The sequence below is a fragment of the Salinifilum aidingensis genome, from assembly GCF_054782015.1.
The window spans coordinates 129,852-150,083 of record NZ_BAAGTH010000005.1 but is presented as its reverse complement, the minus strand read 5'-3'; the positions used below and the strand labels follow the sequence as shown (position 1 = coordinate 150,083).

The window sequence follows — 20,232 nt, the reverse complement described above, 5'->3', positions numbered from 1 at the left end:
AAGGCTTTGAAGAGCGGAATCCACCCGGAGTACGTGGTCACCGAGGTGACCTGCAACTGCGGCAACGCTTTCACCACCCGCAGCACGCGCACCAGCGGCAAGATCCACGTCGAGATCTGCGCCAACTGCCACCCCTTCTACACGGGCAAGCAGAAGATCCTCGACACCGGCGGCCGCGTCGCCCGGTTCGAGGCCCGTTACGGACGTCGTCCGCAGAACGCCCGGACCAAGAAGTAGGCGTTCGCACGGCGCCCGCTCCTGCCGCACCCGCGGTGAGCGGGCGCCGTTGCTGCGTTCGGGTCGGGTCCGCATCGTTCGGGAAGAAGGTCATCGCCGGTGGAAACGTCGAAGGTCGATGAACTGCTGGCCGAGTACGCCGAGCTGGAGCAGCGGCTGGCCGACCCGGACGTGCACGCCGACCACGCCGCGGCCCGCAAGCTCGGCCGGCGCTACAACCAGCTGAAACCGGTCGTGAACACCGCACGGGCACTGGACCGGGCGCGGTCCGACTGGGCGACGGCCAAGGAGCTGGCCGGGGAGGACAGCGGCTTCGCCGCGGAGGCCACCCGGCTGGAGCAGCGCGTCGGCGAGCTGGACGAGCAGCTCACCGAGCTGCTGCTGCCGCGCGACCCCTACGACACCTCCGACGTGCTCGTGGAGATCAAGGCGGGCGCGGGCGGTGAGGAGGCCGCGCTGTTCGCCGGGGACCTGTTGCGCATGTACCTGCGGTTCGCCGAGCGGCAGGGCTGGCACGCCGAGGTGCTCGGCGCCACCGAATCCGAGCTCGGCGGGTACAAGGACGTCACCGTGGCGGTCAAGGACGGCTCCTCCGATCCCGGCCCGGACGGCGTGTGGTCCCGCATGAAGTTCGAGGGCGGGGTGCACCGCGTGCAGCGGGTGCCCGTCACCGAGTCGCAGGGCCGCGTGCACACCTCCGCGGCCGGCGTGCTCGTCTTCCCCGAGCCCGAGGAAGTCGAGGTGGAGGTCGACGAGAAGGACCTGCGCATCGACGTGCACCGCTCTTCGGGACCGGGTGGGCAGAGCGTGAACACCACGGATTCCGCGGTGCGCATCACCCACCTGCCGACCGGTGTCGTCGTGGCCTGCCAGAACGAGAAGTCCCAGCTGCAGAACAGGCTGCGCGCGATGCACGTCCTGCGGGCCCGGCTGCAGGCCATGGCCGAGGAGGAGCAGGAGCGCGAGGCGGCCGAGGCGCGCCGCAACCAGGTGCGCACCGTGGACCGCTCGGAGCGCATCCGCACCTACAACTTCCCGGAGAACCGCATCTCCGACCACCGCATCAACTACAAGGCCTACAACCTCGACCACGTGCTCGACGGGGAGCTGGCGCCGGTCATCGAGGCGCTCGTGAGCGCCGACCGGCAGGCCCGGTTGACCACGGAGGCCTGAGCGGCCGCAGCGGGAGGTCGCGTGTCCCCACAGTCGTTGCGCACGGTCCTCGCCGAGGTCACCGACGTGCTCGCCGAGGCGGGAGTGCCCACGCCCCGCGTCGATGCGGAGCTGCTGGCCGCGCACGCGCTCGGTGTGGAGCGCGGGCGGCTGCTGCTCGTGCGCGAACTCGACGGGAGCACCGCCGAGCGCCTGCGCGAACTGGCGCGGCAACGGGCCCGGCGCGTCCCCCTGCAGCACGTCACCGGTTCGGCCGTGCTCGGGCGCGTCGAACTGCGCGTGGGACCCGGGGTGTTCGTGCCGCGCCCGGAGACCGAGCTGCTGCTGACCCGGGGGTTGGCGCTGGTCGAAGGGGTGCGCGCGCCCGTGGTGGTGGACCTGTGCACCGGCTCGGGCGCACTCGCCCTGGGGTTCGCGCACGAACGCGCCGACGCGCAGGTGCACGCGGTGGACAACGCGCCGCGGGCGCTGGAGTGGGCGCGGCGCAACGCGGCCGAGCGCGCCGCAGCGGGGGACCCGCCCGTCGCGGTGCACGGGGGCGACGTGGGCGATCCCGCCGTGCTGGCGCACCTGGACGGTGCTGTGGATCTCGTGCTGTGCAACCCGCCCTACGTGCCGGAGGGGACCGAGGTGCCCGCGGAGGTGGCCGAGCACGATCCGGCCGCGGCGGTGTTCGCCGGGGCGGACGGGCTGCAGGTGATCCGGCACGTCGCGGCGTGCGCGGCGCGGTTGCTGCGACCCGGTGGCGGGGTGGCGGTGGAGCACGACGACACGCACGGCGACGCGGTGCCGGAGCTGTTCCGCGCCGCGGGGTTCACCGAGGTCTCCGCCCGGGAGGACCTGGCAGGGCGCCCCAGGTTCGTCACGGCCCGGTGGCCGGCTGCGCAGTAGAGCAGTTCCCGCGGTGGGCGGGGCCCGAGCGCCGGCGAGCCGTTGGTCGCGCGCCGCGGTGGTCGTCCTGCCGGCGGATCTGCTCCTCCCAGGGCGCGGTGAGGTGGGTGGTGATCTCGGATTCCACGTCACGAGCCCGCATCGGCAGCATCATGGCCGGGATGTTGACGGGCGTGACCGTCATCCGCGCATTGGCGGTGAGCACGAGCCGGTGCAGGCCGGAAGCGCGGTCGACGACCTCCCGCGTGTCGCGCACGGCGATCACGAGCATGCGCTGCATGCCGAAGCTGTGGACGTCCACGGCGGCGATGTTCTCCCACGGGATCGTCCCGGCGGATGCGGTTCCCTCCGAGCTCAGTTCGCGCGGTCGCGAGCGCATTTCGCGCGAGTGGTGCGCAGTGCTCGGGTGATTCCGCGCCGCCGCCCGCGCGAACGGAGTTCCAGAATTGGTTAGTGATCGTTCATCAGGAATTCACCCAGAATCCGGTTGAACTCCTCCGGCCGCTCCCGGTTCGGCCAGTGCCCCGCGCCCTCGATCACGTGCAGGGGGCAATCCAGCTCCGCGGCGCACTCCCGGGCGGCGGCGACGGGGACGAACCGGTCGTGCTCGCCGTGCACGAGCACCATCGGGCACGACACCCCCCGCAGCAGCGGCAGCAGGTTCGTGCGCAGCCCGCGGAACCCGACCGCCTCGCGGTGCCAGTGCCCGACCACCCCTCCCCGGTTGCGGCACTCGGCCCGGACCTCGCCGAGCAGCGAGCGCTCGTCGTCCGGCACCGCCCCCGGGGCGAGCAGCGTCCGCCGGAACAGGGGGCGGGCCACCGGTCGGGGCGCGCGCAGACCCCACGCCGCCAGCCTGCTGACCAGGGGCAGGTGCGCGGCCGCGTAGAGCGTGCGCTGTCGCCGGCGCCGCACCTGGATGCCCAGCGGGTCCACCAGCGCCAAGCGCCGCACCCGGCTCGGGTTGCGCGCGGCGAAGCCCGCGGCGGCGGCCGCACCGACGGAGAGCCCGACGAGAGCGACCGAGTCCAGTTCCCACTCGTCGAGCAACCAGCGCAGCGTCTCCTCGAACGTGCGCTGGTTCGTCCGCCCGTACCAGGGCAGGCTGCCTCCCTGCCCGGGCAGGTCCGGCGCGTGCACCCGGTGCGCTCCGCCCAGCGCGGGCAGCGCGTGCCGCCAGCTGATCAGGGCGTTGTCCGGTCCGCCGCCGTGCAGCAGGACCACCGGCGAGCCGGTGTCGCCGCACCGGTAGTAGCGGACCACGCCTGCCAGGAACTCCGCGTGCGCGACCTCCACACCGGCGGGGGGACTGGTCATGGCCGAACTCTCCTCGTTCTCGCGTCTCCGGTCGAGGCCGGACCTCTCTCCGGTGCCGGGCCTCTCCGGTGCCGGGCGGCGGGCCGGAGTGCCGCCGCGGTGCCGGGTGATCTTCCCGGATCGCGCGGCGCCGTACCACTCGAACGCGCCGGGAGGCGGCATGTCAGGATCTACTCGTGTGAGCACCGTGTACGACTGCGGTCGGCCGGACAGCCGCGAGGCGGGACTGGCTGCGGCCGCGAATGCGATTCGAGCCGGTGGGCTCGTCGTCCTGCCCACCGACACGGTTTACGGCATCGGCGCCGACGCGTTCGACTCGAACGCGGTGGGCGCGCTGCTCGAGGCCAAGGGGCGCGGCCGGGACATGCCCGTCCCGGTGCTGGTCGGGTCCTGGTCCACGGTCGACGGACTGGTGCTGTCGACGCCGCGCCGCGCGCGCACGCTCATCGAGGCGTTCTGGCCCGGTGGGCTGTCCCTCGTGGTGCACCAGGCGCCCTCGCTGCCCTGGGACCTGGGCGACACCCGCGGGACGGTGAACCTGCGCATGCCGCTGCACCCGGTGGCGCTGGACCTGCTCCGCGAGGTCGGCCCGATGGCGGTCTCGAGCGCCAACCGCAGCGGTCAGCCACCCGCCGGCACGGCCGCCGAAGCGCAGCGCCAGCTCGACGACTCCGTGGACGTCTACCTCGACGGCGGGGACAGCGGTGAGACCGTGCCCTCCACGATCGTCGACCTCACGCACGACCGGCCGCGCGTGCTGCGCGAGGGCGCGATCAGCCGCGCCGAGCTGTCCGAGGTGCTGGACGAAGAGGTCGACCCCTCCGACTGACGCGCCCCGGCGGGTGCTCTCCCGGCGGGCGCGGGAGCGCACCCGCGCCCGGAGCGCCCGGTCAGGTCCGGTGCCGGGGTGAGCCGCGCGCGGCGATAGCGTGGCGGGGTCAAGCAACTGCGGCAGCGACGAGGAGCGTCGAGTTTGGTCACGCCGTGCACCTGGCGGATCGGCGGCCTTCCGCGGGCCGGCTCGCCCCGGAGGTGACCCGTCGGGATGAACAACAACCCCTGGGCCTCGGCCGGGCTCCCGGCCCGGGAGTACCTGCTGGTGCTGTTGACGGCTGCGGCGGTGACCTTCCTGCTGACCGGGCTGGTCCGCCTCGTGGCGATGCGCGTGGGGGCGGTCGCGCACCCGCGCAAGCGGGACGTGCACGTCACCCCGATCCCCCGGATGGGCGGCCTCGCCATGTACGGCGGCGTGCTCGCGGCGATGTTCCTGGCCAACAACCTGCCCGCGCTCTCGCGCGGTTTCGACTACTCCAAGGACGCGCTGGCGGTGGTGCTCGCGGGCGGGCTGATCGTCCTCGTCGGCGTCCTCGACGACCGGTTCGAGCTGGACTCGCTGACGAAGCTGGCCGGGCAGGTCACCTCGGCGGGGATCCTGGTGCTGCTGGGGGTGCAGTGGTTCAGCATCTGGGTCCCGTGGGGCGGGGAGGACGGCGGTTCCCCCGGGCAGCTGATGGTCCTGGGCAGCAACCAGGGGCAGCTGCTGAGCGTGCTGCTGGTCGTCGCCATGATCAACGCGATGAACTTCGTGGACGGGCTCGACGGCCTGGCCTCGGGGATCGGCCTCATCGCCGCGAGCGCCACGTGCGTGTTCTGCCTGAGCCTGCTGGACCGGCACGACGGGGACGTCACGGCGTACCCGCCCGCGCTCATCGCCGCGACCATCGCCGGGGCCTGCCTGGGCTTCCTGCCGCACAACTTCCAGCCGGCGAAGATCTTCATGGGCGACTCCGGGTCGATGCTCATCGGTCTGATGCTGGCCACGGCGAGCACCACGGCCTCCGGGAAGATGGACTACACCGGGCCGAGCCCGACCGACAGCATCGCCCTGCTGGCGCCGCTGCTCGTGGTGGCGGCGGTGCTGTTCATCCCGCTGCTGGACCTGAGCCTGGCCGTGGTGCGGCGCACGCGGGCGGGGAAGAGCCCGTTCCACGCGGACAAGATGCACCTGCACCACCGGTTGTTGGAGCTCGGGCACTCCACGCGGCGCGCGGTTCTGCTCATCTACCTGTGGGCGGCGCTGATCGCCTTCGCCGCGGTGTCGTTGACCCTGTTCAACGCGGTGGCGGTGGCATGGGTGTTCGTCCTGGGCGTGGTGGCGGCGGCTATCATTTCCGCGATTCCGCGGATACGCGCCCGTCGTGATCGTGAGGTGTGATGAGCGAAACAATTTCTGGTTCGTCCGGGGAGCCGGACGCGACCGCTCCGCAGCGGAATCCGCACGCGGATTCGGTGCTGCGCCTGGCCTCGGCCATGCTGCGCACCGCCTGGCTGCCCGCTCTCGCGACGGTCGTCCTCGGCGCGCTCGCCTCGTTCGCCCTGGTCGGCTGGACCGGTTCGGTCTCGGCGCTGCTCGGCGGTGTCGTGGCCTTCGGGTCCTCGCTGCTGACCCTCTGGCTGATGCGATTCAGCGCGGGCATGAACCCGGCGTTCGTCATGGCCCTGTGCCTGGGCGGCTACATCGGCAAGATGCTGGTGCTGCTGGTGGTCATGACGCTGCTCGGCGCAGTCGGGTTCGTGCAGCGGGAGGCGCTGGCATTCACCATGCTGGCCACCATCCTGGTCTGGGCCGGGGCCGAGATTGTTGCATTCCGCAAAACGCCGATTCCTACTATCGTCCCGTCGGAGTAAACGCCCGACACTCTGAGGTCACTGTCGACCAGGGTTCGTCGGTCTGCGTTACCCGTTGGTATGGTTCTGCCCGACCGTGCTCTCCTGCGTGCGGCGGGGGGTTCGCGAAGGTGCGAACTCCCGGGTGCGGACGAGGAGAGGGGGTCTGGCACGTACCTGGTCAGGTGTCAGGTACGTTAAGTGCAAAACGTGACGATTCCCCCGGGTGAGTGTTCTCGACCGGGAGAACCGGAAGGAGCCCAGTTGGGCGCGCTGACGTTGGCTCAGGGCGGATTTCAACCGCCGGGCGCCGATAGTTTCGTACTCCCGCCGATCTTCGGCGGTGTCACCAAGCCGATCGCGCTGGTCGTTCTCTCGGCGGTGATCATTGGCGCCTACTTCGTGATCGCCACTCGCAACCTCAAGCTGGTTCCCGGGCGGGGTCAGTTCGTTGCTGAGTTCCTTTACGAGTTCAGCCGGAACAAGATCGCCCGGGAGCAGATCGGGGCCAAGGACTTCCGGCCGTTCGTGCCGCTGATCTTCGCGCTGTTCACCTTCATCCTGGTGAACAACCTCTTCGGCATCATCCCCCTCGTCCAGTTCCCCACGATGTCGCGCATCGGGTTCCCCCTGGCGCTGGCGCTCGTGGTCTACCTGGTGTTCCACGGAGTGGGATTCGCGCGGCACGGCTTCCTCGGGTACTTCAAGCACGTGATGTTCCCGCCCGGCGTGCCCAAGCCGATCTACCTCCTGCTGTCCCCGATCGAGTTCCTGCAGAAGTTCCTCTTCCAGCCGGTTGCGCTCGCGATCCGGGTCTTCGCGGCGATGTTCGCCGGACACCTGATCCTGCTGGTGTTCATGCTGGGGGCCGAATACCTCCTGCTGGAGGCGGGTGCGCTGTACGCGCCCGTCGGGATTTTCTCCGCAGCCTTCGCGATCGCCATGACGTTCGTGGAAGCCCTGATCCAGGTCCTGCAGGCGTACATCTTCGCCCTGCTGACCGCGAACTTCATCGGCGCAGCCCTCGCACAAGAGCACTGAGGAATTCCACGATCTCCGATCCGCACGGTAAGAGCGGACCGAGTGAAAGGTAGTGAAAGTGAGCAACATCGTTCTTGCGCAGGCCGCAGACGCTGCAGGCGCCATCAACCCCGGCCTGGCCGCGATCGGCTACGGCCTGGGCGCGATCGGTCCCGGCGTCGGTGTCGGGCTGATCTGGTCCGCGGTGATCAACGGTACGGCGCGCCAGCCGGAGGCCCAGGGCCAGCTGCAGGGCATCGCCTGGATCTCCTTCGTGCTGGTCGAGGTGCTGGCGCTGATCGGCCTGGTCATCTACTTCATCGCGTCCGCTGCCTGAGTTGTCGACCTAACCCACGTTGGGAGACGGTGTGGTGAAGACGCAGATGGTGCTGGCGGCGGAGAACCCGATCATCCCGGCGCCTGCCGAACTAGTAGTCGGCCTGGTCGCCTTCCTGCTGCTGCTGTTCGTACTCTGGAAGTACGCGGTGCCGCGCTTCGAGAAGATCTTCGCGGAGCGCACGGAGCGGATCGAAGGCGGCATCGCCAAGGCCGAGCAGGCCCAGGCCGAGGCCCAGCGCACGCTGGAGCAGTACAAGGCGCAGCTGGCCGAGGCCCGTTCCGAGGCGGCCCGCATCCGGGACGACGCGCGCGCCGAGGGGCAGCAGATCCTGGAGGAGATGCGCTCCCAGGCCCAGGCGGAGTCCGACCGGATCGTCAACCAGGGGCACGCCCAGCTGGCCGCTCAGCGGTCCCAGATCGTCGCGGAGCTGCGCGGGGAGCTGGGCCGGCACGCGGTGGAGCTGGCGAGCCGCGTGGTCGGGGAGTCGCTGGAAGACGAGGCCCGCCGCCGAGGCACCGTCGACCGGTTCCTCGACGAGCTGGAATCGACCTCCGCCTCGGAGGGGTCCGAGTCGACCAGTTCCGGGGCCTCCCGGGGCTAACCGAGTGAAAGGCGCTTGACAGTTGAGCACCCTCGTGCACGCTGCGAGCAGGGATGCGCTGGCGGCCACCGAGTTGCAGCTGCTGCAGGCAACTGACGGTGCGCAGCCGGCGGAGATCACCGAGCTCGCCGACGAGCTGTTCGGCGTGGCCGACCTGCTGGGCCGTGAGTCCACGCTGCGCCGGGCGCTCGCCGACGCGGCCACCGACCCCGGTGATCGGGAGCAACTGGCTCGCGGGCTGCTCGGTCAGCGGATCAGCGCCCGCGCGCTGCCGGTCGTGGTGGAGGCCGCGCGTGCCCGGTGGTCCGGGCCGCGCGACCTGGTCGCCGGACTGGAGCGGATGGCCCGCACCGCGCTGCTGGTGCAGGCCGAGCGGGCAGGTCGGCTGGACGCCGTGGAAGACGAGCTGTTCCGCCTCGGCCGCATCGCCGGGGCGAACGTGGAGCTGGACCGGCTGCTGTCGGATCCGACCGCGGTGGTCGACGGCAAGTACGCCGTCGTCGACCAGCTCGTCGACGGCAAGGTCGAACCGATCACGCAGAGCTTGGTCCGCCAGCTGGTGGCGCAGTCCCACGGGCGGCGGGTCAGCGAGGGCTTGGTCGAACTCGCCGAGTTGTCGGCCAAGCGGCGCGAACGGTCCGTGGCCCGGATCCGTTCGGCGACACCGCTGGACGAGCAGCAGCAGCAGCGGCTCTCCCGCACACTGCAGCGGATCTACGGTCGCCCGATCGCCCTCCACCTGGAGGTCGATCCGGAGGTGGGCGGCGGCCTGGTGATCCGGGTCGGTGACGAGGTCATCGACGGCAGCATCGCGGGACGTCTCCAGTCCCTTCGGCGCGACCTCACCGAATGAGGCGAGGCATCATGGCCGCAACGCGCCGGACGAGAACTCCTTTCCCAGAACGACCCGAGAGCAGGAACGAGACATGGCGGAGCTGACGATCTCGTCGGACGAGGTCCGCAGTGCTATCGAGAAGTACGTCTCCAGCTACTCCCCGGAGGTCAGTCGCGAGGAGGTCGGGGTCGTCACCGACACCGGTGACGGCATCGCCCATGTCGAGGGCCTGCCTTCGGTCATGACCGAGGAGTTGCTGGAGTTCCCGGGCGGCATCCTGGGTGTCGCGATGAACCTGGAGGCCAACTCCATCGGTGTGGTCATCCTGGGCGACTCCGAGAAGATCGAGGAGGGCCAGGAGGTCCGCCGCACCGGCCGGGTCTCCTCGGTCCCGGTCGGGGACAACTTCCTCGGCCGCGTGGTGAACTCGCTGGGCGAGCCGGTCGACGGCCTCGGCGAGATCAGCGCGGAGACCGACCGGGAGCTGGAGCTCCAGGCGGCGTCGGTCTTGCAGCGGCAGCCGGTCGAGGAGCCGATGCAGACCGGGATCAAGACGATCGACTCCCAGACGCCGATCGGCCGGGGACAGCGGCAGCTGATCATCGGCGACCGCAAGACCGGCAAGACCTCGATCGCGGTCGACACGATCCTCAACCAGAAGAGCAACTGGGAAAGCGGCGACCCGAGCAAGCAGGTCCGCTGCATCTACGTCGCGATCGGGCAGAAGGGCACCACGATCGCCGGTGTCCGGGAGCGCCTGGAGGCCGCCGGTGCGATGGACTACACCACCATCGTCGCCGCTCCCGCCTCGGACTCGCCGGGTCTGAAGTGGCTGGCGCCCTACGCCGGGTCCGCCCTCGGCCAGCACTGGATGTACCAGGGCAAGCACGTGCTGATCGTGTTCGACGACCTCACCAAGCAGGCCGAGGCCTACCGCGCGATCTCGCTGCTGCTGCGGCGCCCCCCGGGCCGCGAGGCCTTCCCGGGCGACGTGTTCTACCTGCACTCCCGGCTGCTCGAGCGCTGCGCGAAGCTCTCCGACGACATGGGTGCGGGCTCGATGACCGGTCTGCCGATCATCGAGACGAAGGCCAACGACATCTCGGCCTACATCCCCACCAACGTCATCTCCATCACCGACGGGCAGTGCTTCCTGCAGTCCGACCAGTTCAACGCCGGTCAGCGGCCGGCCATGGACGTCGGTACGTCGGTGTCCCGCGTCGGCGGCGACGCGCAGATCAAGGCGATGAAGAAGGTGACCGGTAACCTGCGCGTCGACCTGGCGCAGTACCGGGAGCTGGAGGCCTTCGCCGCGTTCGCCTCGGACCTGGACGCCGCCTCCCGGGCGCAGCTGGACCGCGGTGCCCGTCTGATGGAGCTGCTCAAGCAGGACGAGGGCAACCCGCTGCCGGTGCAGGAGGAAGTGGTCGCGCTGCACCTCGGCACGGCCGGTCATCTCGACTCGGTCCCGCTCGAGGACGTGCAGCGGTTCGAGTCCGAGTTCCGCGAGCACTTCCGCCGCACGCACGGTTCGGTGCTGGACAGCATCGTGGAGACCGGCCAGTTCTCGGACGACACCGCCAAGGCGCTGGACGACGAGGTGGCGAAGTTCAAGAAGCAGTTCACCGCCTCGGACGGATCCTCGGTGGCGCCGCAGGACGAGGAGATCGGAGCGATGAACGCCGACGACGTGGAGCAGGAGACCGTGAAGGTCAACCGTTCCACCTCGAAGAAGTGACCGGGTAGGCCATGGCACAACTTCGGGAGATTCGCAACCGCATCCGCTCGGTCCAGTCGACGCGGAAGATCACCAAGGCGCAGGAGCTGATCGCGACCTCGCGGATCACGAAGGCGCAGGCGCGAGTGGAGGCGTCCCGCCCCTACGCCGAGGAGATCACGAAGGTCCTGACCTCGTTGGCCGACGTGAGCGCGTTGGACCACCCGCTGCTGACCGAGCGGACGAACCCGGAGCGGGTCGGTGTCCTGGTCGTCACCAGCGATCGCGGTTTCTGCGGTGGTTACAACGCCAACGTGTTCCGGGCCACGGAGGAGCTGCTCGCCCTGCTCCGCGATCAGGGCAAGACTCCGGTCCTGTACGTCATCGGCCGCAAGGGCGAGGCGTACTACCGGTTCCGGAACCGGGAGGTCGAGCAGTCCTGGGGCGGTTTCACCGACCGCCCCGAGTACGCCAACGCCTCCGAGGTGGGCGACTTCCTGGTGCGGGCCTTCATGGCCGGCTCCGGCAACCGCGTCGACGAGGACGACCCGAGGAGCCGGCTGGGCGTGGACGAGCTCCACCTGGTCAACACCGAGTTCCAGTCGATGCTGACGCAGCGGCCGAAGGTCACCCGGGTCGCACCGCTCGAGGTGGAGTACACCGAGTCGGTGCCGCGCTCGACCTACGAGTTCGAGCCGGATCCGACCGCGCTGCTGGCGGCGTTGCTGCCGAAATACGTCAAAACACGCCTGTTCGCTGGACTGCTGGACGCGGCGGCGTCCGAACACGCCGCCCGCCGCACGGCGATGAAGTCGGCGACGGACAACGCGGACGAGATGGTCCGCACCCTCAGCCGAGAGGCCAACCAGGCTCGCCAGGCGCAGATCACCCAGGAAATCAGCGAGATCGTCGGCGGTGTCGAGGCGCTCTCGTCCGCAGGAAGTGAGTGACATGACTGCTACTACCACGGCAACAGGCACCGGCCGTGTCGTCCGGGTGCTCGGCCCGGTCGTGGACATCGAGTTCCCGCGGGACGCGGTGCCCGATCTGTTCAACGCCCTCAAGGTCGACATCACCGCGGAGGGCATGGCCAAGACGCTGACCCTCGAGGTCGCGCAGCACCTGGGTGACAGCGTCGTGCGCGCCATCTCCATGGCGCCCACCCAGGGCCTGGTCCGCGGCGTGGAGGTCACCGACACCGGTGCGGGCATCTCCGTGCCGGTGGGCGACGAGGTCAAGGGCCACGTGTTCAACACCCTCGGCCAGTGCCTGGACACCCCCGGTCACGCGTCCGAGAACGAACTGTGGGAGATCCACCGCAAGGCGCCGGCGTTCGACCAGCTCGAGGGCAAGACGCAGATCCTGGAGACGGGCCTGAAGGTCATCGACCTGCTCACCCCGTACGTCCAGGGCGGCAAGATCGGCCTGTTCGGCGGTGCCGGTGTGGGCAAGACGGTGCTCATCAAGGAGATGATCACCCGCGTCGCCAAGAACTTCGGTGGTACCTCCGTGTTCGCCGGCGTCGGCGAGCGCACCCGCGAGGGCACGGACCTGTTCCTGGAGATGACCGAGGACGGCGTCATCAACGACACCGCCCTCGTGTTCGGCCAGATGGACGAGCCGCCGGGCACCCGCATGCGCGTGGCGCTGTCCGCGCTGACCATGGCGGAGTACTTCCGCGACGTGCAGCAGCAGGACGTGCTGCTGTTCATCGACAACATCTTCCGGTTCACCCAGGCCGGCCAGGAGGTCTCCACGCTGCTCGGCCGCATGCCCTCGGCGGTGGGTTACCAGCCGACGCTGGCCGACGAGATGGGCGAGCTGCAGGAGCGGATCACCTCCACGCGCGGCCGGTCGATCACGTCGATGCAGGCGATCTACGTGCCGGCCGACGACTACACCGACCCGGCCCCGGCGACCACCTTCGCCCACCTGGACGCGACCACGGAGCTGTCCCGGAACGTGTTCCAGAAGGGCATCTTCCCGGCGGTGGACCCGCTGACCTCGTCCTCGACGATCCTCGAGCCGAACATCGTCGGCGACGAGCACTACCGCGTCGCGCAGGAGGTCATCCGGATCCTGCAGAAGTACAAGGAACTGCAGGACATCATCGCGATCCTCGGCATGGACGAGCTGTCCGAGGAGGACAAGCTCACCGTCAACCGCGCGCGGCGCATCGAGCGGTTCCTCTCGCAGAACATGCTCGTGGCCGAGCAGTTCACCGGCATGCCCGGTTCGACCGTTCCGCGGTCGGAGACCATCGAGGCGTTCGACAAGATCGCCCGCGGCGACTTCGACCACTACCCGGAGCAGGCGTTCATGGGCATCGGCGGTCTGGAGGACCTCGAGAAGGCCTACGAGAAGATCACCGGCCAGTGATCCTCGGGCTGTGACTCCGGTGGCCGCGCGGCGCGGCCACCGGAGTCGAGCGGAACGCCCGGGCGGCGACGTCGGGCAACGGCTCCATCCGGGAACCTTCCGTCCAGGGCGGACGGCGGGTTCCCGTCCTGTATCGACTCCCAGGTGGTCGGGTGGTCGTCCACCGCCTGCGCGCCACCTGCCGTCCGCAGGCCACCCCGCGGCCACCGGTGCCGGGGTGGCTAGACTGCGGGCACACACCCGACGAAGGAGACGCACGTGGCCAACATGTCCGTCCAATTGGTCGCTGTGGAGCGACGCCTCTGGGCCGGGGAAGCGTCCCAGGTCGTCGCGCAGACGACCGAGGGAGAAATCGGAATCCTGCCGGGTCACGAGCCGGTGCTCGGCCAGTTGGTCGAAGGCGGGGTCGTCAAGATCACCACGCCGGGGAACCACACGGTCACCGCCGCCGTGCACGGCGGTTTCCTGTCGGTGACGTCCGAGGGCGTGAGCGTGCTCGCCGAGTCCGCGGAGCTCTCCGACGAGATCGACGTCGCGCAGGCCCGCGAGGACGTGCAGCGCGGCGACGAGGAGGCCCGAGCACGGGCGCTGGTGCGACTGCGGGCGGCTGGACACTCGGCATAGCGGGGCCACCGCATGGGATCGGTGGTTGCCTGGGGCGCGGCAGTGGTCGGGCTGGTGCTCGTCCTCGCCGCGGTGCTCGTCGCGATGCTCGCGTGGCGTCGCCTGCGCACGTTGCGCGTCGGGGGTGTGGACGTCGCGCTGCGGCTGCGCAAGGACCAGCGCGGCCGCGGGTGGCACCTCGGAGTGGCCCACTACCGCGGCGAGGAGTTCGCCTGGTACCGCGCGTTGAGCCTGCGCTCCGGGCCCGATCTCGTGCTGAACCGCAAGAACCTGGCGATCGACGAGCGCCGCGATCCCACGACGGCGGAGAGCTACGCGGTGCCCGCGGGGTCCACGGTGCTGGACCTGGCGGGGCACTCCTCGGAGCTCGAGCTCGCGATGGACGGCGGCGCGCTCACCGGGTTCCTGTCGTGGATGGAGTCGGCGCCCCCGTCGGGGCGCTCGGTCCCGTGGAGCGCGAAGTGACGGGGCGGTCCCGGTAGCCGGATCTCGCCGGGGCGCTCACCTGCTCTAGCCTGGGACGCGTGCGCGTTCTCCGTGTCCCCTACGACCACCCCGACGCCTCTCGGCTGATCGCCGCGGTGCAGGCGGAGTACCTGCAGCGCTACGGCGAGCAGGACGTGTCCGCGGTGGATCCCGCCGAGTTCGCGCCGCCGCGCGGCGCGTTCTTCCTCGGCTACGTGGACGGTGCGGCGGCGGTGTCCGGCGGGTGGCGGCTGCGCACCGATCTGCCCGGCGGCAGTGGACGGGACGCGGAGATCAAGCGGATGTACACCGCGCCGTGGGCGCGCGGTCGGGGGTTGGCCCGCACCGTGCTGGGTGAGGTCGAGAGCTCGGCCGGCCTGGCCGGCTGCAAGCGCGCCGTGCTGGAAACGGGCGTGCACCAGCCGGAGGCCCTGGCCTTGTACGACTCCGCCGGGTACGCACCGATCGCCCCGTTCGGCGCGTATGCCGCCGATGCGGAGAGCCGTTTCTTCGGCAAGGAGATCTGAGCGGCGGACGAGCACCCCGGCCTGCCGGTGGACATTTCCCGTGGGGTTCATCGGCCTCGGCGGGGCGGTTGCTGCGGCGGGGCGGGTGCTCCGTGCCCGCGCGTCAGGCGTTGCCGCCGGGTCGCCACAGCACGTCACCGTCCGGATTGGCCAGCCGCGCCAGGATGAACAGCAGGTCGGACAGGCGGTTGAGGTACTTCGCGGGCAGCTGCGAGGTGCGCTCGGCGTCCTCGGCGACCTGGCCCCACGCGCCGCGCTCGGCCCGCCGGGCGATGACGCGCGCCTGGTGCAGCAGCGCTCCGCCGGGTGTGCCGCCGGGCAGGATGAACGAGTCGAGCTTGCCCAGGCGCGCGTTGAACTCGTCGCACCACTGCTCGAGCCGGTCGACGTAGTCCTGGGGGACCCGCAGCGGCGGGAACTTGGGGGCCTCCTCGAGCGGGGTGGCCAGGTCGGCGCCCACGTCGAACAGGTCGTTCTGCACCGAGCGCAGGACCTCGGCGATCTCGGCGGGCAGTTCCGCGGTCGCCAGCGCCACGCCGATCGCCGCGTTGGTCTCCTCCACGTCGGCGTAGGCGACCAGCCGCGGATCGGTCTTGCTCACCTGCGAGTTGTCGGACAGTCGCGTGGTCCCGCCATCGCCGGCCCGGGTGTAGATCTTCGTGAGGTGTACGGCCATGCCGCCACCCTAGTGGACCGCGGCCGCGGAGGGCCGAAAACGGCCGCCGAGCACCGAGATCCGCCCATGAGCAGCACCACCCGCTACGGCGGGAGGCGGAGCGGGGCCGTAACCTCGGTACCCGTGAGTGAACATTTCCGGGTGCACGGCGGCGCGCGGTTGGTCGGCGAGGTCGACGTCGTCGGGGCGAAGAACAGCGTGCTCAAGCTGATGGCCGCGGCGCTGCTCGCCGAGGGGACGACGACGATCACCAACTGCCCGGAGATCCTCGACGTCCCGCTGATGGCCGAGGTGCTGCGCAGCCTGGGGTGCTCGGTGGAGATCGACGGCACGACGGTGCACATCACCACCCCGTCCGAGGTGGAGCACCGCGCGATCTCGCCCGCGATGGGCAAGCTGCGGGCGTCGGTGTGCGTCCTGGGGCCGCTGGTGGCGCGCTGCCGGCGGGCCGTGGTGACGCTGCCCGGTGGCGACGCGATCGGTTCGCGGCCGCTGGACATGCACCAGAACGGCCTGCGGCAGCTGGGTGCGAGCAGTCACATCGAGCACGGCGCGGTCGTGGCCGAGGCGGAGGACCTCAGCGGCGCGCAGATCTGGCTGGACTTCCCCAGCGTCGGTGCGACGGAGAACATCCTCATGGCCGCGGCGCTGGCCGAGGGCACGACCGTCATCGACAACGCGGCGCGCGAGCCGGAGATCGTCGACCTGTGCGTGATGCTGCAGCAGATGGGCGCGAAGATCGAGGGTTCGGGGACGTCGACGCTGACTGTGCACGGGGTGCCGAAGCTGGAGGCGGTGGAACACCGCGTCATCGGCGATCGCATCGTCGGCGCCACCTGGGCGTTCGCGGCGGCGACGACGCGCGGGGACATCACGGTGCGCGGGGTGCAGCCGCAGCACGTCAACCTCGTGCTGGAGAAGCTGCGCATCGCGGGTGCGGAGATCACCACTTCCGACGAGGAGTTCCGGGTGGTGATGGACCGGCGGCCGGAGGCGGTGGACTTCGTGACGCTGCCGTTCCCGGGGTTCCCGACGGACCTGCAGCCGATGGCGCTGGCGCTGTCGGCCGTGGCCGACGGGACTTCGATGATCACCGAGAACCTGTTCGAGTCGCGGTTCCGGTTCATCGAGGAACTGGTGCGGATGGGGGCCGACGCGCGCACCGACGGGCACCACGCGGTGGTGCGCGGCCAGCAGCGCCTCTCCAGCGCGCCGGTGTGGGCCACGGACATCCGGGCCGGTGTGGGGCTGGTCCTGGCGGGGCTGTGCGCCGACGGCGTCACCGAGGTGTGGGACGTGTTCCACATCGACCGCGGCTATCCGGACTTCGTGGAGAACCTCAGCCAGCTCGGCGCCACCGTCGAACGCGTCGGCGAGGACGGCTGACCGCTGAGGCGCACACGATGGCGTGGTGATCATTTGTCGCCCGTTCGCGTGGGGACAGCTTCCAATTTTCATGAAAATTGCGCTCCCTGGAACGAGTCCAGATCGTGCGCGGTGCGGCTCCGCCTCAGCCCTTGACGGCGCCGCTGGTGAGGCCGGAGACGACGAAGCGGCGGAACACGAGCACGAGCACGGCCACCGGCAGGGTCGCCGAGACGGCGCCGGCGAAGATCGTTCCGTAGGGCACCTCGAAGGAGGTGCCGAACAGCGAGATGCCGACGGGGATGGTCCGGTAGGCGTCCTGCGCGTTGAGCGTGAGCGCCATGAGGAACTCGGTCCAGGTCGCGGTGAAGGTGAAGATCCCGGCGGTGAGAACACCCGGCCGCACCACCGGCAGGATGATCTGCAGCACCGTGCGCACGGGCCCGGCGCCGTCGACGACGGCGGCGTCCTCGAGCGCGCTGGGCACCGACAGCATGTAGTTGCGCATGATCCAGATGGCCAGCGGCAGGTTGAACGCCACGTACGGGATGATCAGCCCCAGGTGCGAGTTGAGCAGCCCGAGCTGGCGCTCGGCCAGGTACAGCGGGGTGATCACCGCGACCGGCGGGAACACCGAGATCATCAGCAGTGCCATGAGCAGCGGCCCGCGCCCGCGCATGGGCAGGCGGGCGAGGGCGTAGCCGGCGAAGAGGGCCAGGGCGAGCACGAGCACCGTCGAGGACAGCGAGACGATGACGCTGTTGGTCACGTAGGTGCCGAAGTTGTCGGCGCCGAAGGCGCGTTCGTAGTGCTCGCCGGTGATCTCCGACGGCCACGGCGCGGGCGGGGTCGCGCCGATCTCGCCCAGTGGTTTCAGCGAGTTCACCACCATCCAGTACAGCGGTGCCGCCGTGATGACGAACATGAGCGCGGCGCCGGTGTTGACGAGGTTGAACACGCGGCGGAGGCGGCGCACCCGGGACCTCCGCCTCCGGTTCCCCCGCTCGCGGGGCGGTTGCTCGCTGGTCCCCTGCTCGCGGGGTGGCTGCGTGCGGGTCAAGCCGTGTCCTCCTTGCCGACTTGGGCGCGGAAAGCGCGCAGGAACAGCAGGCAGGCGCCGACCACCAGCAGCGCGGTCGTGGTGGCGATGGCCGCCCCGGTTCCGATCTGCAGGTTCCGGAACAGCGTCTGGTAGGTGAGGATCGCCAGCGACTGGGTCGCCGTGCCGGGGCCGCCCTCGGTGAGCACGAACGGCAGGTCGAACACGCCGAAGGCCTGCAGGGTGCGGAACAGCACGGCCACGGCGAGCGTTGAGCGCAGCTGCGGCAGCGTGACCCGCCAGAACGTCGTCCACGCGCCGGCGCCGTCGACCTCGGCGGACTCGTAGAGCTCGCGGGGCAGCATCATCAGCCCGGCCAGCGCGATGACGGCCACGAACGGCGTGGTCTTCCAGATGTCGGCGACCATCATGCCCGCGATGGCCGGGGCCGGTTCGCCGAGGATGAGCGGGGTCGTGCCGGTGAGGGCCTGCCACGTCCAGGTGGCCGCGCCGTAGGTCGCGTCGTAGATGTAGCCCCACAGCTCCGCCGAGATGACCGTGATCATCGACCACGGGATGAGCAGGAAGGCGATGAACCAGCCGCGCGCCGCGCCGAGCCGTTCCAGCACGAGCGCGGCCAGGACGCCGAGCACGAGTTCGGCGAGCACGGTCACGACGGTGTAGCCGACGGTGAAGGCCACCGAGTAGTACCACTCGCCGGAGCGCAGCAGGGTGGCGTAGTTGTCCCAGGTGAAACCTTCCAGCCGGAACCCCTCGTAGGTCATCTGCACCTCGGTGAAGCTCAGCACCACCGAGAACGCGACGGGGAACAGCGTCACGGCCGCGACGACGGCCAGCGCCGGCGAGGTGTACAGCCAGCCCAGCCGGGCCAGCCGGCGTTCGCGCGACCGGTGTCGCACGCCTCGCCGGGACGCCTGCTCGGAGGCCGCGCGCTGCGAACTCGTGGGGGGCTGCGGACTGGTGGGCGTGCGCGCAGTGGTCACAGTGCCACCCCCGCCAGTGCCGAGTTGATCCCGGCGGCGACGTCCCGGGTCAGCCCGCCGGGGCCGCGCGAGCCGATGACGAGCGCGTTGAACGCGGTGCGGACGGCGTCGGAGATCTGCGGGTAGTAGGGCGTGCGCGTGGGGCGCGGGTGGAGCTCGAGTTCCGGGGCGACGCGGAACGTGGGCAGGTCGTCGCGCTGCAGCCGAGGGTGCTCGAGCGCGGTCTCCGAGGCGGGCACGTGCGCCGAGCGCGTGCACAGCAGCAGTTGTGCGGGGACCTCGGACAGCCAGCGCGCGAACTGCAGGGCCGCGCCGAGGTTGCGGGTGTGCGGGTTGATGTAGTTGTGCCAACCGCCCACTGTGGACACCTTCGCGGTGCGGGTGCCGGCGAACGTGGGGCGCGGGGCCACGCCGGTCCTCCCGGCCACCGCGGACTCCTCCGGGCTCGCGATCGTCGTCCACAGCGAGTCCCAGTTGCGCAGGAACGCGGCCTGGCCGGAGCTGTAGGCGGTGACGGACTCCTGCTCGCTGTAGGTGCCGACCGCGCGCGGGGAGACGCCGGTGCGCATCATCTCGTCGATGAACTCCGCGGTGCGGCGCCCGGCCGGGCCGTCGATCGCCGCGGCGCCGTAGTCCGCGGTGACGAAGCTGCCGTCGGCGTCGCTGAGGAACTCGGAGATGTTGGCGGTGATGGTCTCCGAGGGCGCGCCCTGCCACAGGAACCCGTAGCGCACGTCGCCGGCGTCGACGAGCTTCCGCGCCGTGCGCGCGAGCTCCTCCCAGGTGCCCGGAACCGCCAGGTCGTGCTTGGCCAGCAGGTCGCTGCGGTAGTACAGGAACGACTCGGCGAGGTAGAACGGGAACGCCCAGCGCCGGCCGTCGTAGGTCAGCGAGGTGACCACCGGTTCGGCGAAGTCCTCCCAGAAACCGGCGGGCACGAGTTCGTCCAGCGGCGTGGCGAGCGCGTTCTCGCCGAACTGGGCGGGCCAGGCGCAGTCGCCGAGGTAGACGTCGGGCAGTTCGGACCCGGCGGCGATCTGGGTGGCGAAGGTGGACCGCTGGGTGTCCGAGGTGGGCGGGGTCTTGGTGACCCGCACCGTGATGTCGGGGTGCGCGGTCTGGAAGGCCTCGACGAGCGCGGGGCGCAGGTCGCTGCCGTCGCGGCCGTCGATCGGGGCGGCTGCCCACTGGATCGTGACCGGTCCGCGCGGCGGGGCGGGGTCCTTCCCGGCGAGGGGATCGCTGTCGGCCCGGGCGCAGCCGGCGAGCCCGGCTGCGCTGAGCGCTCCGGCCAGCAGCGTCCGACGGGATAACGGCATGTGCGGCCTCCTCACTGGCACCGCGGTCCTCCGGTG

General features: G+C 70.6%; 23 protein-coding genes. 17 read left to right on the top strand and 6 right to left on the bottom strand.

Features of this window, described 5'->3' with window-relative positions:
• Positions 1-6: 6 nt before the first annotated feature.
• The 3 genes from rpmE (at position 7) to prmC (ending at position 2,301) form a co-directional block, all read left to right on the top strand.
• Complete coding sequence (gene rpmE, locus ACYVJE_RS09190) at positions 7-237, top strand: 50S ribosomal protein L31 (protein ID WP_459157049.1); 231 nt, start codon at positions 7-9, stop codon at positions 235-237.
• A 99-nt stretch (positions 238-336) separates the two neighbouring features.
• Positions 337-1,410, top strand: a complete 1,074-nt coding sequence (gene prfA / locus ACYVJE_RS09185) for a peptide chain release factor 1 (protein ID WP_459157048.1) — start codon at positions 337-339, stop codon at positions 1,408-1,410.
• A 21-nt stretch (positions 1,411-1,431) separates the two neighbouring features.
• Positions 1,432-2,301, top strand: a complete 870-nt coding sequence (gene prmC / locus ACYVJE_RS09180) for a peptide chain release factor N(5)-glutamine methyltransferase (RefSeq protein WP_461144133.1) — start codon at positions 1,432-1,434, stop codon at positions 2,299-2,301.
• Here the strand turns inward: prmC and ACYVJE_RS09175 are convergent.
• The gene (locus tag ACYVJE_RS09175) at positions 2,273-2,680 is read right to left on the bottom strand and encodes an STM3941 family protein (protein ID WP_461144132.1); all 408 of its coding nucleotides are present in this window, start codon (positions 2,678-2,680) and stop codon (positions 2,273-2,275) included. The genes prmC and ACYVJE_RS09175 overlap by 29 nt on opposite strands.
• 71 nt (positions 2,681-2,751) lie before the next feature.
• Complete coding sequence (locus ACYVJE_RS09170) at positions 2,752-3,618, bottom strand: alpha/beta fold hydrolase (protein WP_461144131.1); 867 nt, start codon at positions 3,616-3,618, stop codon at positions 2,752-2,754.
• A 178-nt stretch (positions 3,619-3,796) separates the two neighbouring features.
• Here ACYVJE_RS09170 and ACYVJE_RS09165 point away from each other — a divergent pair, with 178 nt between their 5' ends.
• From ACYVJE_RS09165 to ACYVJE_RS09105, 13 genes are all read left to right on the top strand, one after another.
• Positions 3,797-4,447: an L-threonylcarbamoyladenylate synthase gene (locus tag ACYVJE_RS09165; RefSeq protein WP_461144130.1), complete on the top strand. Its 651-nt coding sequence runs from the start codon at positions 3,797-3,799 to the stop codon at positions 4,445-4,447.
• Between the two features lie 216 nt (positions 4,448-4,663).
• Positions 4,664-5,833: a glycosyltransferase family 4 protein gene (locus ACYVJE_RS09160; protein ID WP_461144129.1), complete on the top strand. Its 1,170-nt coding sequence runs from the start codon at positions 4,664-4,666 to the stop codon at positions 5,831-5,833.
• Complete coding sequence (locus tag ACYVJE_RS09155; RefSeq protein ID WP_461144128.1) at positions 5,833-6,306, top strand: hypothetical protein; 474 nt, start codon at positions 5,833-5,835, stop codon at positions 6,304-6,306. The genes ACYVJE_RS09160 and ACYVJE_RS09155 overlap by 1 nt, the downstream gene beginning before the upstream one ends.
• A gap of 243 nt (positions 6,307-6,549) precedes the next feature.
• Positions 6,550-7,326 carry a F0F1 ATP synthase subunit A gene (gene atpB / locus ACYVJE_RS09150; RefSeq protein WP_461144127.1) on the top strand — a complete coding sequence of 259 codons (777 nt, stop codon included), beginning with the start codon at positions 6,550-6,552 and terminating at the stop codon, positions 7,324-7,326.
• 58 nt (positions 7,327-7,384) lie between these two features.
• Positions 7,385-7,642, top strand: a complete 258-nt coding sequence (locus ACYVJE_RS09145) for an ATP F0F1 synthase subunit C (RefSeq protein WP_459157040.1) — start codon at positions 7,385-7,387, stop codon at positions 7,640-7,642.
• A gap of 46 nt (positions 7,643-7,688) precedes the next feature.
• Positions 7,689-8,246, top strand: coding sequence for a F0F1 ATP synthase subunit B (locus tag ACYVJE_RS09140; protein WP_459160060.1), 558 nt, complete (start codon positions 7,689-7,691; stop codon positions 8,244-8,246).
• A gap of 22 nt (positions 8,247-8,268) precedes the next feature.
• Entirely contained in the window at positions 8,269-9,099 is an 831-nt protein-coding gene (locus ACYVJE_RS09135) for a F0F1 ATP synthase subunit delta (RefSeq protein WP_461144126.1), read from the top strand.
• A 73-nt stretch (positions 9,100-9,172) separates the two neighbouring features.
• A complete protein-coding gene (atpA, locus tag ACYVJE_RS09130; protein WP_461144125.1) occupies positions 9,173-10,819 on the top strand; it encodes a F0F1 ATP synthase subunit alpha in 1,647 nt (548 codons plus the stop codon).
• A gap of 11 nt (positions 10,820-10,830) precedes the next feature.
• On the top strand, positions 10,831-11,748 hold the full coding sequence (locus ACYVJE_RS09125) for a F0F1 ATP synthase subunit gamma (RefSeq protein WP_459157037.1): 918 nt from the start codon (positions 10,831-10,833) through the stop codon (positions 11,746-11,748).
• Position 11,749: 1 nt separating this feature from the next.
• Positions 11,750-13,177, top strand: a complete 1,428-nt coding sequence (atpD, locus tag ACYVJE_RS09120) for a F0F1 ATP synthase subunit beta (protein ID WP_459157036.1) — start codon at positions 11,750-11,752, stop codon at positions 13,175-13,177.
• Positions 13,178-13,435: 258 nt separating this feature from the next.
• Positions 13,436-13,801, top strand: a complete 366-nt coding sequence (locus ACYVJE_RS09115; RefSeq protein ID WP_459157035.1) for a F0F1 ATP synthase subunit epsilon — start codon at positions 13,436-13,438, stop codon at positions 13,799-13,801.
• 12 nt (positions 13,802-13,813) lie between these two features.
• Entirely contained in the window at positions 13,814-14,266 is a 453-nt protein-coding gene (locus tag ACYVJE_RS09110) for a DUF2550 domain-containing protein (protein WP_459157034.1), read from the top strand.
• Between the two features lie 59 nt (positions 14,267-14,325).
• Positions 14,326-14,793: a GNAT family N-acetyltransferase gene (locus ACYVJE_RS09105; RefSeq protein ID WP_461144124.1), complete on the top strand. Its 468-nt coding sequence runs from the start codon at positions 14,326-14,328 to the stop codon at positions 14,791-14,793.
• Between the two features lie 103 nt (positions 14,794-14,896).
• On the opposite strand, the gene ACYVJE_RS09100 is transcribed toward ACYVJE_RS09105, so the two are convergent.
• Entirely contained in the window at positions 14,897-15,469 is a 573-nt protein-coding gene (locus ACYVJE_RS09100; protein ID WP_459157032.1) for a cob(I)yrinic acid a,c-diamide adenosyltransferase, read from the bottom strand.
• Positions 15,470-15,592: 123 nt separating this feature from the next.
• On the opposite strand from ACYVJE_RS09100, the gene murA reads away from it, so the two are divergent.
• On the top strand, positions 15,593-16,855 hold the full coding sequence (murA, locus tag ACYVJE_RS09095) for a UDP-N-acetylglucosamine 1-carboxyvinyltransferase (RefSeq protein WP_459157031.1): 1,263 nt from the start codon (positions 15,593-15,595) through the stop codon (positions 16,853-16,855).
• Between the two features lie 124 nt (positions 16,856-16,979).
• On the opposite strand, the gene ACYVJE_RS09090 is transcribed toward murA, so the two are convergent.
• From ACYVJE_RS09090 to ACYVJE_RS09080, 3 genes are read right to left on the bottom strand one after another with little or no spacing between them, the layout of a single operon-like run.
• The gene (locus ACYVJE_RS09090) at positions 16,980-17,894 is read right to left on the bottom strand and encodes a carbohydrate ABC transporter permease (protein WP_461144123.1); all 915 of its coding nucleotides are present in this window, start codon (positions 17,892-17,894) and stop codon (positions 16,980-16,982) included.
• The gene (locus tag ACYVJE_RS09085) at positions 17,891-18,877 is read right to left on the bottom strand and encodes a carbohydrate ABC transporter permease (RefSeq protein ID WP_461144122.1); all 987 of its coding nucleotides are present in this window, start codon (positions 18,875-18,877) and stop codon (positions 17,891-17,893) included. The genes ACYVJE_RS09090 and ACYVJE_RS09085 overlap by 4 nt, the downstream gene beginning before the upstream one ends.
• Positions 18,874-20,196: an extracellular solute-binding protein gene (locus ACYVJE_RS09080; RefSeq protein ID WP_461144121.1), complete on the bottom strand. Its 1,323-nt coding sequence runs from the start codon at positions 20,194-20,196 to the stop codon at positions 18,874-18,876. The genes ACYVJE_RS09085 and ACYVJE_RS09080 overlap by 4 nt, the downstream gene beginning before the upstream one ends.
• Positions 20,197-20,232: the final 36 nt, after the last annotated feature.